General features: G+C 72.3%; 13 protein-coding genes. 8 read left to right on the top strand and 5 right to left on the bottom strand.

Going from position 1 to position 13,445, the window contains the following annotated elements; translation table 11 throughout:
• Positions 1–17: 17 nt before the first annotated feature.
• On the top strand, positions 18–1,745 hold the full coding sequence (locus TOK_RS12180; RefSeq protein ID WP_374754891.1) for a phosphatidylglycerol lysyltransferase domain-containing protein: 1,728 nt from the start codon (positions 18–20) through the stop codon (positions 1,743–1,745).
• A 14-nt stretch (positions 1,746–1,759) separates the two neighbouring features.
• On the opposite strand, the gene TOK_RS12175 is transcribed toward TOK_RS12180, so the two are convergent.
• The gene (locus TOK_RS12175; RefSeq protein WP_253258338.1) at positions 1,760–2,410 is read right to left on the bottom strand and encodes a TetR/AcrR family transcriptional regulator; all 651 of its coding nucleotides are present in this window, start codon (positions 2,408–2,410) and stop codon (positions 1,760–1,762) included.
• A 165-nt stretch (positions 2,411–2,575) separates the two neighbouring features.
• Here TOK_RS12175 and TOK_RS12170 point away from each other — a divergent pair, with 165 nt between their 5' ends.
• Both TOK_RS12170 and TOK_RS12165 read left to right on the top strand, forming a co-directional pair.
• The gene (locus TOK_RS12170; RefSeq protein WP_098957953.1) at positions 2,576–3,367 is read left to right on the top strand and encodes an SDR family NAD(P)-dependent oxidoreductase; all 792 of its coding nucleotides are present in this window, start codon (positions 2,576–2,578) and stop codon (positions 3,365–3,367) included.
• Between the two features lie 7 nt (positions 3,368–3,374).
• Positions 3,375–4,910 carry a long-chain fatty acid--CoA ligase gene (locus TOK_RS12165; RefSeq protein WP_098957952.1) on the top strand — a complete coding sequence of 512 codons (1,536 nt, stop codon included), beginning with the start codon at positions 3,375–3,377 and terminating at the stop codon, positions 4,908–4,910.
• A 31-nt stretch (positions 4,911–4,941) separates the two neighbouring features.
• Here TOK_RS12165 and TOK_RS12160 read toward each other — a convergent pair whose 3' ends face one another.
• Positions 4,942–5,394: a YkvA family protein gene (locus TOK_RS12160; protein WP_216361955.1), complete on the bottom strand. Its 453-nt coding sequence runs from the start codon at positions 5,392–5,394 to the stop codon at positions 4,942–4,944.
• Between the two features lie 201 nt (positions 5,395–5,595).
• Between TOK_RS12160 and TOK_RS12155 the strand changes: the two genes are divergently transcribed.
• Positions 5,596–6,327: a PadR family transcriptional regulator gene (locus TOK_RS12155; protein ID WP_098957951.1), complete on the top strand. Its 732-nt coding sequence runs from the start codon at positions 5,596–5,598 to the stop codon at positions 6,325–6,327.
• Positions 6,328–6,384: 57 nt separating this feature from the next.
• Here TOK_RS12155 and TOK_RS12150 read toward each other — a convergent pair whose 3' ends face one another.
• Both TOK_RS12150 and TOK_RS12145 read right to left on the bottom strand, forming a co-directional pair.
• Positions 6,385–6,780 carry an SCO5389 family protein gene (locus TOK_RS12150; RefSeq protein WP_098957950.1) on the bottom strand — a complete coding sequence of 132 codons (396 nt, stop codon included), beginning with the start codon at positions 6,778–6,780 and terminating at the stop codon, positions 6,385–6,387.
• A 108-nt stretch (positions 6,781–6,888) separates the two neighbouring features.
• A complete protein-coding gene (locus TOK_RS12145) occupies positions 6,889–7,839 on the bottom strand; it encodes an AAA family ATPase (protein ID WP_098957949.1) in 951 nt (316 codons plus the stop codon).
• 197 nt (positions 7,840–8,036) lie between these two features.
• On the opposite strand from TOK_RS12145, the gene TOK_RS12140 reads away from it, so the two are divergent.
• From TOK_RS12140 to TOK_RS12130, 3 genes are read left to right on the top strand one after another with little or no spacing between them, the layout of a single operon-like run.
• Positions 8,037–8,945, top strand: coding sequence for a fumarylacetoacetate hydrolase family protein (locus TOK_RS12140; RefSeq protein ID WP_098958029.1), 909 nt, complete (start codon positions 8,037–8,039; stop codon positions 8,943–8,945).
• Positions 8,942–10,222 carry an LLM class flavin-dependent oxidoreductase gene (locus TOK_RS12135; RefSeq protein WP_098957948.1) on the top strand — a complete coding sequence of 427 codons (1,281 nt, stop codon included), beginning with the start codon at positions 8,942–8,944 and terminating at the stop codon, positions 10,220–10,222. The genes TOK_RS12140 and TOK_RS12135 overlap by 4 nt, the downstream gene beginning before the upstream one ends.
• 26 nt (positions 10,223–10,248) lie before the next feature.
• Positions 10,249–11,151 carry an MBL fold metallo-hydrolase gene (locus tag TOK_RS12130; RefSeq protein WP_253258337.1) on the top strand — a complete coding sequence of 301 codons (903 nt, stop codon included), beginning with the start codon at positions 10,249–10,251 and terminating at the stop codon, positions 11,149–11,151.
• A gap of 74 nt (positions 11,152–11,225) precedes the next feature.
• Here TOK_RS12130 and TOK_RS12125 read toward each other — a convergent pair whose 3' ends face one another.
• Entirely contained in the window at positions 11,226–12,188 is a 963-nt protein-coding gene (locus TOK_RS12125) for a LysR family transcriptional regulator (protein WP_098957946.1), read from the bottom strand.
• Positions 12,189–12,444: 256 nt separating this feature from the next.
• Between TOK_RS12125 and gnd the strand changes: the two genes are divergently transcribed.
• A partial coding sequence (gnd, locus tag TOK_RS12120) for a phosphogluconate dehydrogenase (NAD(+)-dependent, decarboxylating) (protein WP_098957945.1) occupies positions 12,445–13,445 on the top strand: 1,001 nt, incomplete at its 3' end.

The raw sequence follows: 13,445 nt of genomic DNA, 5'->3' as shown, positions 1-13,445 counted from the left end.
GCGGGCCTGCGAAGACGGTGCGTCCGGACCCGTCGGCCCGCCGGCGTCGCCTCGCCGGCACCGCCGCGGTCCGTGCCGTCGTGTGGACGGCCCGGCTCGTCGCACTGGTGACGGTCGTCGCCGCGCTGTTCCCGGCGCCGCGGCGGGCGTTCATGGCGTCGCTGCGCGCGAGCCTCGGACTGCCCCCCGCCGTCGGGATGGCGGGCGTCGTCATCTCGCTGGTCGCCGCAGTCGGGCTGTGGCTGCTCGGGGCCGGGCTGCGGCGGCGCAAACGCCGCGCGTGGACCCTCGCGATCGTGGTCAGCGCGGTCCTGACCGTCGTGAACGTGCTGCACGGGGTCACCACCGGGCACGGCTACGTCGCGGCGGCGCTGACGCTGGCGCTGCTCGTGGCACTCGTCGCATGCCGGCGGCGGTTCGTCGCCCGTCCCGACCCCGGCGGGCTGACGCGAGGTGTGCTGATCCTGATGCAGCTCCCGGTCGCCGGGTTCGTGCTGGTCTGGCTCCTGCTGGCGCTCAACCCCCGGCGCATCGACGGGAACCCGGGCCTGTGGCAGCAGGCCGGGCACGCGGCACTCTCCCTGGTCGGGGTATCGGGGCCGGTGCAGTTCCGGGCGGGCTGGCTCGACGACCTCACCTCCGCGGTCGGCCTGGCGTTCGGCGTGACCGCGGTGCTGGTCGCGGGCTACCACCTGCTGCGCTCCCCCGAACCGGAACCACAGCTCACCGGCGACGACGAGGACCGGCTGCGGGCCCTGCTCGACCGGCACGGGAGCCGCGACTCGCTGGGCTACTTCGCGCTGCGCACCGACAAGGCCGCTGTCTTCTCCCCCACCGGGAAGGCGGCGGTGTCCTACCGGGCGCTCGCGGGCGTCGCCCTGGCGTCGGGCGACCCGCTGGGCGACCACGAGGCATGGCCCGGCGCGATCGAGGCCTTCCTCGGCGAGTGCGCGTCCTACGGCTGGGTGCCCGCCGTCCTCGGCTGCTCCGAGCTCGGGGCCACCGCCTGGGCCCGCGCCGGCCTCGACGTGCTGGAGTTCGGCGACGAGGCGGTCCTCGACACCGCAACGTTCACCCTGGAGGGCCGGGCGATGCGCGGGATCCGGCAGGCGTCGGGCCGCCTCGCGCGCGCCGGCTACTCGGTGCGGGTGTGCCGGCTCACCGACCTCACCGACGACGAGCGCGCGGCCGTCGCCGACCGGGCGTCGCGGTGGCGCGGGGACGCCGTCGAGCGGGGCTACTCGATGGCGCTGTCGCGGGTCGCCGACCCGCGCGACCCCTGCGCGGTGGTGGTGCTCGCCGCGCAGGAGGGCGAGATCCGGGGGCTGCTGCAGTTCGTCCCCTGGGGTGGCGACGGCATGTCGCTGGACCTGATGCGCCGCGACCCCGCGTCGGACAACGGGCTCAACGAGCTGATGATCGCCGAGCTGATGGCGGCGGCGCCCGGGCTCGGGGTGGCACGGGTGTCGCTGAACTTCGCCGTGTTCCGGGCGGCGCTGGAGCGGGGCGAGCGGATCGGCGCGGGCCCGGTGGCCCGGGGCTGGGCGAAGCTGCTGCGGACGGCGTCGCGCTGGTGGCAGATCGACAGCCTGTACCGCTTCAACGACAAGTTCCGCCCGGACTGGGTTCCGCGCTACGTGGCGTTCCCCGCGGTGCGCGACCTGCCGCGGATCATGGTCGCGGCGCTGGAGGCCGAGGGATTCGGCGGCCGCCCGCCCGCGGTGCTGCGCCTGCTGCGCCGCTGACCGCCCACCCTCGGCTACGGGTGCGCCCTACCCGTCACGATCGCGAGCATGTCGACGACACCGGCCCGCAGGTCGGCGGGCGCGGCCGGGTCGCCGGAGAGCTGTCGCAGCAGCGACTGCTGGAACATCCCGTCGAACATCGCGTAGGCCAGCGTGGTGCCGCACACCGGCGGCGTCCCGGTCAGCTCCGCGTAGCGGGACACGACGCGGGAGATCATGCGCTCGAGGCTCGCGTCGATCTCGGCGACGTCGGCGCGGAAGGACTCCTCGAACAGCGACTGCGAGCGCAGGTCGTACCAGAGCCGGTGCAGTACCGCGTCGTCGACGAGCGTCGTCGCCATCGCGCCCGCGAACTCCGCGGCCAGCTGCACCGCTGTCCCCGCGGTGGTGACGACGTCGTCGTAGCGCTGCACGCAGACCGCCTTGTAGCGGCGCACGCAGTAGGTGATGAGGTCGACCTTGTCGTGGAAGTAGTAGTGCAGGACGCCGTGGGAGAACCCGGAGTTCTGGGCGATCTCACGCAGGCTCGTGCGGGCGTAGCCGAGCTCGGACAGCGTCTGGAGCGCGGCATCGCCCAGCTCGCGGCGGCGCTCTTCGAACTTGTCGACCCGGCGGCGCGCGATGCGGTCGGCGCGCTCGCCGGTGCGGATCGCCGGCCTGGTCACGGGTGCTGTCACCGCCTCGTCGGGGTTGCCTCGCAGAATACGGTGCCCCACGTCCTGGGCATCCGTCCAACGAAATCTTGACACTCGTCCAAAATCCTTCCTAGGTTGTGGTCCGCATCACCTACGCCGCGGGGCCGGTCCGGTGCCGCCGAACAAGGAGGTTCGATGGGTGGGATCGACCTGACCGGTCGCCGTGCACTGGTCACCGGAGGTGCCCGGGGGCTGGGCGAGGGGATGGCGCGGGCGCTGGCCGCCGCGGGTGCGACGGTGATGCTCGCCGACGTCCTCACGGACGTGGGCGAGAAGACCGCCGCCGACATCGAGGGGGCGCACTTCGTCGAGCTCGACATCACCGACGACGCGGGCTGGGAGTCCGCGATCGCACACACCGTCGCCGAGCTCGGCGGGCTGGACGTGCTGGTCAACAACGCAGGCGTCGAGGTCACGCAGCTGATCGTCGACACCGAGCCCGACGACGTCCGGAAGATGCTCGAGGTCAACATCCTCGGCACGATGCTCGGGCTCAAGCACGGCCTGCGCGCGATGCGTCCCGGCGGCGCGGCGGGCAACGGCGGCGCGATCGTCAACGTCGCATCGGTCGCCGCCACGATCGCGTTCCCCGGCATCGCGGGATACTCCGCGACCAAGTCCGCGGTCGACCGGCTGACCAGGGTCGCCGCCATGGAGTCGGGCAAGCTCGGCTACGGCGTGCGCGTCAACTGCGTCTACCCCGGTCTGGTGCCGACCGACATGGGCATGAAGCTCGCCGTCGAGACGTCCGGGCTGGGCCTGTTCCCCGACCCGAACGCGGCCGTCGCCGCGGTCGTCGAGCTCACCCCGTCCGGCCGGCTCGGCGAGGTCGCCGACATGGCCGACGCGGTCGTCTTCCTCGCGTCCGACCAGTCCCGGTTCGTCAACGGCGCCGGCCTGCCGGTCGACGGCGGGATGGGGATGTGACGGGCTGATGTCGCTCACCGCCTACCTGGACAAGGGCGCGTCGCTCGGACGGGACGCGACCTGCCTGCAGATGGGCGGCCGGGTGCTGTCCTACGGGGACGTGCAGGACCTCAGCCACGACGTCGCCCGGGCGCTGCGGCGCTCGGGCGTCAGGCCCGGCGACAAGGTCGGCGTCCTGTCGGGCAACGACCCCGTCGCCTTCGCCTGCGTCTTCGGCATCGCCAGGGCCGGCGCGGTGTGGTGCCCGATCAACCCGCGCAACGATGCGGGCGAGAACCGCGAGCTGCTCGACCTGTTCGAGTGCAAGGCGTTGCTGTTCACCCGGGCGTACGCCGCGGTCGTCGGCGCCGTGGCCGGGTCGCTCCCGGCGCTGGACGTGCTGGTCTGCCTCGACGCGGAGCTGCCCGACGTCCCCTCACTGCAGGACTGGCTCGACCCGGCGGGCACCGTCACCGGGCCGGTCGAGGCGCCCCCGCCGGGCGATGTCGTGATGATCGTCGGCACCGGCGGGACGACGGGACGCCCCAAGGGCGTCGTCCTCACCGGCCGGGCGCTGGAGACGATGACGGCGATCACGCTGATGAGCTACCCCTTCGAGGGGCGGCCCGCCTACCTGGCGCTGGCGCCGCTCACCCACGCGGCCGGGGTGCTGTGCTTCCCGGTGATGGCGCTGGGCGGGCGGATCGTCGTCATGCCGAAACCGGATGTCGGCGAGTTCCTCGGGCTGGTCGAGCGCGAGCGCGTCACGCACACGTTCCTGCCACCGACGTTGATCTACATGCTGCTCGACCATCCGGCCCTCGACACCACCGACACGTCGTCGCTGCAGTGCCTGTTCTACGGCGCGGCCCCGATGTCGACGGCGCGGCTGGAGGAGGGGCTCACCCGGATCGGGCCCGTCCTCGGGCAGCTGTTCGGGCAGACCGAGGCCCCGATGATGATCTCGACGATGGCCCCCGCCGACCACTTCCACCCCGACGGGACCCTCGCCCGGGAGCGGTTCTCCTCGGCGGGGCGGCCGACACCGCTGGTCACCGTCGCGATCATGGACGAGGAGGGCAACATCCTCGCGGGTGGGGAGCGCGGCGAGATCGTCGTGCGAAGCTCGCTGGTGATGTCGGGCTACCACCGCAACCCGGATGCGACGGCCGAAGCGTCCCGCTTCGGCTGGCACCACACCGGTGACATCGGCTTCCTCGACCCGGAGGGTTGGCTGCACATCGTCGACCGGGCCAAGGACATGATCATCAGCGGCGGTTTCAACATCTACAGCGCCGAGGTCGAGCAGGCGCTCGCGGCGCACCCTGCGGTGCGGGAGTGCGCGGTGGTAGGGCTGCCCGACGAGAAGTGGGGCGAGCGCGTCGTCGCGGTCGTGGAGCTGCACCCGGGCACCGAGGTGACCGGACCGGAGCTGGTGGCGTTCGCCAAACAGCGCGTCGGCAGCGTCAAGGCGCCCAAGCAGGTACTGACCTGGACGGACCTGCCGCGCTCGACCGTCGGCAAGGTGGTGAAGACCGAGATCCGGGCGCGACTGACGTCCTGACGCGACGGGGGCGCGACTGTCCCCGCCGGCGTCACCGGACGGTCTCCCCCACGACCTCCCCCTCGACGATGCCGTCGTAGGTGCCGGGGCGCGCGCCGTCGGTCCGCTCCCAGTGCAGGAAGCGGTCGGTCTCGGCGAGCACGGCACCGCCGAGCCACAGGGCGACGACGGCGTCGTCGACGAGACCGAAGACGTTGAACACGATCTCGGGAACGACGTCGACCGGCGAGACCAGATACACCGCGGCGAGCACGAACAGGAAGAGCCGGCTGGTGGTCAGGCCCGGGTAGCGCCCGGTGACGGCGGCGCCCGCCATCCGCGGGAACGCGCGGAACATGTCGCCGACGCCGGGGGCGCCGGGCCGGCGGGTCTGACGCACCAGGGTCCAGAGCGCACGGAACGCGGCGAGGCGACGCGGCCCGAACCGGCCGGCCATCCCCGCGGCTCCCGCCGTACGAGCCTTCGATCCGCTGGTTCCGGCCATCGCCATCGCCTCCTCGCGGCGCCCCGTGCGGAGCGCAACATCGTAGGACGAACAGGACGGGTCCTGGTGTTCCCGGCACCTCCCCTGGGGTGACGCAGCTCTCGCCTATCGAAGTCGGTATTGCATCGCGATGTAGTCGCGATATATCGTGATGGCACGCGAGCCGATCGACGGCTCGATCTCATCACAAGGAGACACACCATGAACGCCATGAACCCCCCGTGGGAACACCCCTTCGCCGCCTTCGGCGGCGGTCGCGGCGGCCGTGCCGCCCTGCGCGCGGCGATGTCCGCCGAGCGCGGTGGCCCGCACGAGCGCCCCGATGACGACGACGGACCCCGTCCGGGCCCGGGCAGGCGCGGCGGTCGACGCCACGGCGGCCCACGCTTCGGCCCCGGCGGACCGGGCTTCGGTCCGGGTGGACCGGGCTTCGGTCCCGGCGGCCCCGGCTTCGGCCCGGGCGGCCCGCGCGGCTTCGGCCGTCGTGGGCGCCGCACCAACCGTGGCGACGTCCGCGCCGCCGTCCTCGCGCTCGTCGCGGAGCAGCCGCGGCACGGCTACGAGATCATCCAGGAGATCGCGGCGCGCACCGACGGTGCGTGGAAGCCGAGCCCCGGCTCGGTCTACCCGACTCTGTCGCAGCTGGAGGACGAGGGCCTGGTCCGCGTCGAGCAGACCGACGGCCGTCGCGTCGTCCAGCTCACCGAGGCCGGTACGGCCTACGTCGCCGAGCACCGCGAGGAGCTCGACAAGGTCTGGGACTCCGCGAAGCGCGACCCCGACGAGGACACCGCCGAGCTCTGGACCCAGCTGGGCCAGCTGCACGCGGCCGCGCAGCAGGTGATGGCCACCGGGACGCCCGAGCAGATGGCGACGGCGACGGAGTCGATCACCGAGGCGCGCAAGGCGATCTACCGCCTGCTCGCCGAGTGACACCCGCATGAGACGACGAGGGCCCCGACATCCGTCGGGGCCCTCGTTCGTGCGCCGTCAGCAGTCGCGCAGCTCCGGGCTCTGGTTGAGCACCTGGCCACGGATCGAGACGAACTCTCGGTAGACGGGCGAGTCGACCGCGGCCGGCGTGAACGCGGCGACCCGGTGGCAGTTCTGGAACGCCAGGGTCACCCCGAAGTGCCGCTCCAGGGCACCGCGGATCGCGTTGCTCGCGAGCGCCCGCAGCAGCTGGCCGCGCTCGGTCTCCGACGGCGGCGGCACCTCGTGCTCGCCGAAGGGTGCCTCGGGCCGGGCCTGCCCGTCGGCGACCGCCGCGGCGACGACCTCCCAGGCGTACGGCAGCGAGTCGCGGACGACCGCGAGGAACGCGGCGTCGTCGAGCTCGCCGCGCTCGGCGCGCTCCAGGACGGCGGTGGGGACGTCGAGTGACATGGCGTTCTCTCCTCTGTGGGGGGGTGGGCTCGGTCGCACGAACGGCACAGTCACGCAACTCGGTTGCAGCACTGCGCCGATCGTTCACGGCAGGGAGGGGTTCGGGGCTCAGGCCGGGACCGGGACGCCCGGGACGAAGCCCGGAGCGACCTGCGCGGCGAGGTCGAGGCCTGTGGCCCGGTCGCCCCAGGCGCGGGCGTTGCGCAGGTGGAACTCGACGGTGTCGCGGTGGTAGCGCTCCCAGTCGCGGGGGCGGGCGTCGAGGGCCGCGAGGACGTCGGCGAGCACCGCCACGTTGGGCGCCTCGAGCTCGGCGACCGGGCGCGGCTCGCCGCGTTCGGCGGCCCGCACCCACGAGGAGCGGGCCAGCCAGCCGACGAGCGCGTCGCCGGCGTGCTCACGCAGGTAGGCGACGTCGGCCCCGTCGTCGACCTTGTTGCCCAGGACGGCGAGAGCGACACCGCGGCCCGCGGCGTGCGCGGCGTACTGGTGGAAGACCCCGACGCCGCGCCGGGTGGGCTCACTGACCAGCACCGTCAGGTCGAAGCGGGTGAACAGACCCGAGGCGAAGGCGTCGGCACCCGCGGTCATGTCGACGACGACGTACTCGCCGCCGCCGTCGACGAGGTGGTTGAGCCACAGCTCCACGGCACCGGTCTTGGAGTGGTAGCAGGACACGCCGATGTCGGCCTCGTCGAACTCTCCGGTGACGAGGTACCGCACGCCGTCGGGCGTGGTCGCCGCGCAGCGGGCGAGGACGGGGTCGTCGGCGCGCAGCCCGGCGGTGCGCGAGCCGGGGCCGGGTGGCGTCGTCTTGATCATCGCCTCGGCCGACGCGACGAGCGGGTTGTTGCCGCGCAGGTGGTCCTTGAGCCACGGCAGGTCGGCGCCGAGCGCGCGGGGCGCGGGGCCGGTGGCGCCGAGCGCCTCGCCGAGGTTCTGGTTGATGTCGGCGTCGACGGCGAGCACGGGGTGCCCGCGGTCCGCCAGGTAGCGGCTGAACATGGCCGCCGCCGTCGTCTTGCCGCTGCCGCCCTTGCCGACGAACGCGATCCGCACGAGCCGTCCCCTTCCTCGTCCCCGACTGAACACGGTAACGGTATCGGTTTTCACTACTGGGTGATCATGCCGGGGGTCGAGGCACCTCCCGCACATTCACCACAGCTCGTGGTCAATCCGCCCTCGACTCGGTGTTTCACATCACATCGCGGGGGGACCTAGCGTCGGGTCCGCTGGACGAGGTCGAGGAGGACACGTTGCGGCTGGTCACCTACCAACCACCCGGGGACGCGACGCCACGCGTCGGGGCCCTCGACGGGGACCGGGTCGTCGACCTGCCGGGGTTCGCGTCGATGCTGGACCTGCTCGAACGCGGTCCCGCCGGGCTCGACGACGCCCGCACGGTCTCCGCCGTCGCCGCCGTCACGCACCCGCTCGCCGACGTCACGCTGCTCGCCCCGCTCCCCCGGCCCCGGACGATGCGCGACTTCATGCTCGTCGAGGAGCACGTGCGCAACAGCTTCGGCGACGTCCCGCAGGAGTGGTTCCGCATCCCGGTGCACTGGAAGTGCAACCCCGACACCGTGATCGCGCCCGACACCGTCGCGCCGTGGCCGTACTACACCGACAAGCTCGACTTCGAGCTCGAGGTCGCCGCCGTGATCGGGGCGCCGCTGTTCCGGGCGAGGGTCGCCGAGGCCGAGGCCGCCATCGTGGGCTACACGATCTTCAACGACTGGAGCGCCCGCGACATCCAGTTCCGCGAGATGTCGGTCAGCATCGGGCCCGCCTTCGGCAAAGACTTCGCGACGACGCTGGGCCCCTGCCTCACCACCTCCGACGCCTTCGACGCCACCGGCGCCCGGATGCAGGCGCGGATCAACGGCGAGACATGGTCCGACGGCACCATCGGCGCGATGCGCTTCACGTTCGCCCAGGTGATCTCGACGCTCTCGGAGTACCAGCCGCTGCACCCCGGCGACGTCCTGGGCGGCGGCACCGTCGGGCGCGGGTGCGGCCTGGAGCTCGACCGGTGGATCGCCCCCGGCGACGTGGTCGAGCTCGAGGTCGAGGGCATCGGAGTGCTGCGCAACACCGTCGGGCAGAAGGACAGCCGGCCCGAGAACCCCGCTATCGACCTGAGCAGACAGGAGGAGGACGCATGACCGAGGTGATCCTGCAGGTCTATCCGACGCTCGGCGACGAGGCGGCGATGGCCGCCCAGCGGCCGATCGGCCGCAGCAACGACGCCTACCAGAAGATGCTGGCCGGGCTGATCGAGGTGTGCCAGGCCGCCGACGACCTCGGCTACTGGGGCATCACCCACGTCGAGCACCACATGCACACCGAAGGCATGGAGATCTCCCCCGCCCCACTGATGCTCAACGTCCATCTCGGGCACTACACGAAGCGGCTGCGCCACGGCCAGCTCGGCCTCGTGCTGCCCGCACACGACCCGATCCGCCTCGCCGAGGAGATCGCGATCGCCGACCACATGCTGCAGGGCCGGCTCTTCGTCGGGATGGCCCGCGGGTACCAGGCGCGCTGGCAGAACATCCTGGGGCAGCGCTTCAACGTCACCAGCACGGCGTCGGACCAGAGCGACGCCGACCAGCGCAACCGGCTGCTGTTCAGCGAGAACTTCGCGATCATGAAGAAGGCCTGGACCGAGGACCTGCTCACCTACGACGGCCCGACCTACAAGATCCCGTTCCCGACCTCGGGCATCCCGAACTGGCCGCCGGCCGCGACGATCACCGGCAAGTACGGCGTGCCCGGTGAGGTCGACGAGAACGGCACGATCAAGGGCGTCGGCATCGTCCCCAAGCCGTACACGAGCCCGCACCCGCAGCTGTTCCAGGCGTTCGGCGCCAGCCCCGGCACGCTGCGCTGGTGCGGCGAGGAGAACGTCACCCCGACGATCCTGATGGGCTCGCACACCAAGCTGCGCGCGCTGATGGAGATCTACCAGGAGGGCGCCGCCTCACGCGGGCGGCACCCGCGCTTCGGCGAGGGCATCGGCGTGTGCCGGACGTTCTACGTCTTCCCCAACGGCACCCCCGAGGACGAGGTCCGGGCCAAGATCCGGCGCAGCGTCGAGCTCTACGAGGAGCCGGTGTGGCGCGGCTGGTACGAGCAGTTCGGGTTCATGGAGGGCAGCCGCCTCGACGACGAGGAGGGCCCCGTCCCGAAGCCCGGCGAGCACCTCGCGGACCGGCTGATCGACTCGGGTCTGCTGATCGGCGGCACCGTCGACGACGTCAAGCGCAAGATCGAGGGCTTCCTCGCCGACCTGCCGATCGACTACTTCGTGTGGCTCTTCCACTGGGGCATGATCCCCCGCGACGAGGGCCTGCGGATGCTGGAGCTGTTCGGCGAGAAGATCATGCCGGAGTTCGGGATCACGGGAGCGCCTGCGCCGGTCGCCGGGGGTGGTACGTGAGTACTCCCCGTTCCCGGGAGGCCGGGATGCCCGACCCTGCCCTGCAGGACCTCGGCAAGGGCTTCCACGTCTTCGTCCAGCTCGACGGCAGCTGGGGGCTCAACAACGTCGGCATCTTCGCGGGCCGCGACGGGGTGGTCCTCGTCGACACCACGTTCACCGAGGGCCGGGCACGGGCACTGCGGGCCGCGGTGGAGGAGCTGTCGCCGCACCCCATCCGCACCGTCCTCAACACCCACCACCACGGCGACCACACCTACGGGAACTACCTGTTCCCGGAGGCCACGATCATCGGCCACGAGCTGTGCCGGTCGGCGACGATCGCCACGGGCTTCGAGACGAAGAAGTGGTTCCCGGGCGTCGACTGGGGTGACATCCGGATCGTCCCGCCTGCGGTGACCTTCCGCGACGAGATCACGATCTGGTGCGACGACGTGCCGGGCACCGTGAAGTTCGTCGGGCCCGCGCACACGACCAACGACGTGTACCTGTGGCTGCCGGAGCACTCGCTGCTGTTCGCGGGTGACCTGGTGTTCAACGGGGGTACGCCGTTCGTCGTGATGGGGTCGATCTCCGGGCTCCTGCGGGCGCTGGACGAGCTCGACGGCCTCGGCGCGCAGACCCTCGTGCCCGGGCACGGGCCCGTCGGCGGGCCGGAGCTGATCGGGCGGCAGCGCGACTACCTGCGGTGGCTGCAGGACGTCGCGAAGCGGGGGTTCGACGCCGGCACCGAGCCGCTCGACCTCGCCCGGTCACTCGACCTGGGGACGTTCGCGCAGCTCACCGACTCGGAACGGCTTGTGGGCAACATCCACCGCGCCTACTCGGAGCTGCGCGGCGAACCGCTCGGCGGGCCGTTGGACTACGACCGGATCGTCGACGAGATGGTCGCGTTCAACGACGGGCACCCGCTGCACTGCGTGGCCTGACCGACCTCGGCGCTCACGTCCGCAGGGCCGCTCACGAGCGCACCGCCGATGACGAGGGCCGGGTGGGCCGGTTCTCACGGGGTCCGGAGCGCCCCCCCACGTACGGGTCGCGGAGCCGTCCAGCCCGCCCGTTCGGCGACGTCGAGGGCGAGGGCCCGGAAGTTCTGCACGGCGGGCCCGGCGACGCTGCGCCAGAACAGGTGCACGGGCACGACGGGCGCGGGCTCGACCGGGCGCCACACGAACCCGTCGGGAACCGGATGGAACTGCGTCTCGAACGCGACGGAGAACGCGCGGCCCCCCGCCACCCGGGCGCGCGCGGCGGGGTCGGTGTGGAACACCCCGGACGACAGGTACTCGAACTCGTGGATCGGGCCGTCGAACCCGTTGAACCGGTAGAAGCCGACGACCTCGTCGAAGAAGCCGGGCGACAGCGCCCGGGGCCAGATCGTCAGGGTCATCGCCGCGAGCGCCGCCATCGGCACCGGCGTCTCGTCGGCCAGCGCGTGGTCACCCGCGAGGATGACGCCGATCGGCTCCTGACGCAGCGTCGCGCACTCCAGGTCGCCCGTCAGGGTCGGGCAGCGCGCCAGGCCGACGTCGAAACGGCCGGCCTTGACCGCCTCCACGGCCTCGGCCTGCCACATCTCGCACATCTGCAGCGTGACGTCGGGGTGCCGGGCGTGCAGCTCGTCGACCAGCAGCGGCAGTGTCTCGTCGGCCAGCGTCGGGGTGAACGAGATCGCGAGCAGCCCGGCCTCCCCCGCGGCCGTGCGCCGGGTCCGTTCGAACGCCGTCGACACCGAGTCGAGGATGCCGCGGGCGTGGCCGAGCAGCTCCCGGCCCGCCTCGGTCAGCTCGACGCTGCGGGTGGTGCGGCGCAGCAGCTGCACCCCGAGCTCGTCCTCCAGCTGCCGGATCTGGGTCGACAGCGCCTGCTGGACGACGTTGAGCCGCTTCGCGGCACGCGAGAAGTGCAGCTCCTCCGCGACGGCGACGAAGGCGCGCAGATGCCGGAGCTCGGCGTGCCCGCTCACATGTCCGATTCTCGCCCCCGCGACCGGTCCCGTGCCAGGCCCGTTCGGCTCCGCACGCCGAGGCGCCTGCCGGTGACCGCCCGGCGCAGCTCGTGGGCGGGGTGTTCGGGGGCCGGGCGTTCCGGGCTTCGCCGGTCGTTCACCGACGAACCCCTGGGCGAGATCCCCTGACGGGCACCAAGATGGCTCCGGGACGGGACAGTGCCACGCGTACGTCGTACGCAGACGCCACACAGGACACGCACGGGAGTCGAGCATGAAGATCGGGATGGTCGGGCTGGGTCGCATGGGTGCCAACATGGTGCGCAGGCTGATCCGCGACGGGCACGAGTGCGTCGTCCACGACGTGTCGCCGGACGCCGTGGCACAGCTGGAGTCCGAGGGCGCGATCGGCGCGGCGTCGCTGGCCGAGCTCGTCGCCGAGCTGGACGCGCCGCGCACGGTGTGGCTGATGCTGCCCGCCGCGATCACCGGCCAGATCGTCGAGCAGGTGCTGGAGCTGGTCGAGCCGGGCGACGCGATCGTCGACGGCGGGAACTCGTCCTACCGCGACGACATCGACCGCGCCGAGCTCACCGAAGCCCGGGGCGTCGACTACGTCGACTGCGGGACCAGCGGCGGAGTCTGGGGCCTCGACCGCGGCTACTGCCTGATGATCGGCGGTCCGGACCGGGCCGTCGACCGGCTCGACCCCGTGTTCGCCTCGCTGGCACCCGGCGTCGGCGACGTCGGCCGCACTCCCGGCCGCACCGGTGACCCGTCGCCGTCGGAGCAGGGCTACCTGCACTGCGGGCCGTCGGGTGCCGGGCACTTCGTCAAGATGGTGCACAACGGCATCGAGTACGCGCTGATGGCCGCCTACGCCGAGGGTCTCAACATCATCAAGCACGCCGGCATCGGCAAGCACGCGCACGACATCGATGCCGAGACCGCGCCGCTGGCCGCGCCCAAGTACTACCCCTACGACCAGATCGACCTGGGTGAGGTCGCGGAGGTGTGGCGCCGCGGGTCCGTCGTCAGCTCGTGGCTGCTCGACCTCACCGCGCAGGCGCTGCACGCCGACCCTGAGCTGGAGCAGTTCTCCGGCCGGGTGTCCGACTCCGGCGAGGGCCGCTGGACCTCGATCGCGGCCATCGAGGAAGGTGTCTCGGCGCCGCTGCTGACCACGGCGCTCTACGCCCGCTTCGGGTCCCGCGGCAGCGAGATCTTCGCCGACAAGATCCAGTCGGCGCAGCGGAAGGGCTTCGGCGGGCACAT

The sequence above is a fragment of the Pseudonocardia sp. N23 genome (assembly GCF_002583555.1).
In the GTDB taxonomy this organism is placed as follows: Bacteria; Actinomycetota; Actinomycetes; order Mycobacteriales; family Pseudonocardiaceae; genus Pseudonocardia.
The sequence above is the reverse complement of the archived record's forward strand: the minus strand, read 5'-3'. Positions and strand labels throughout refer to the sequence as shown.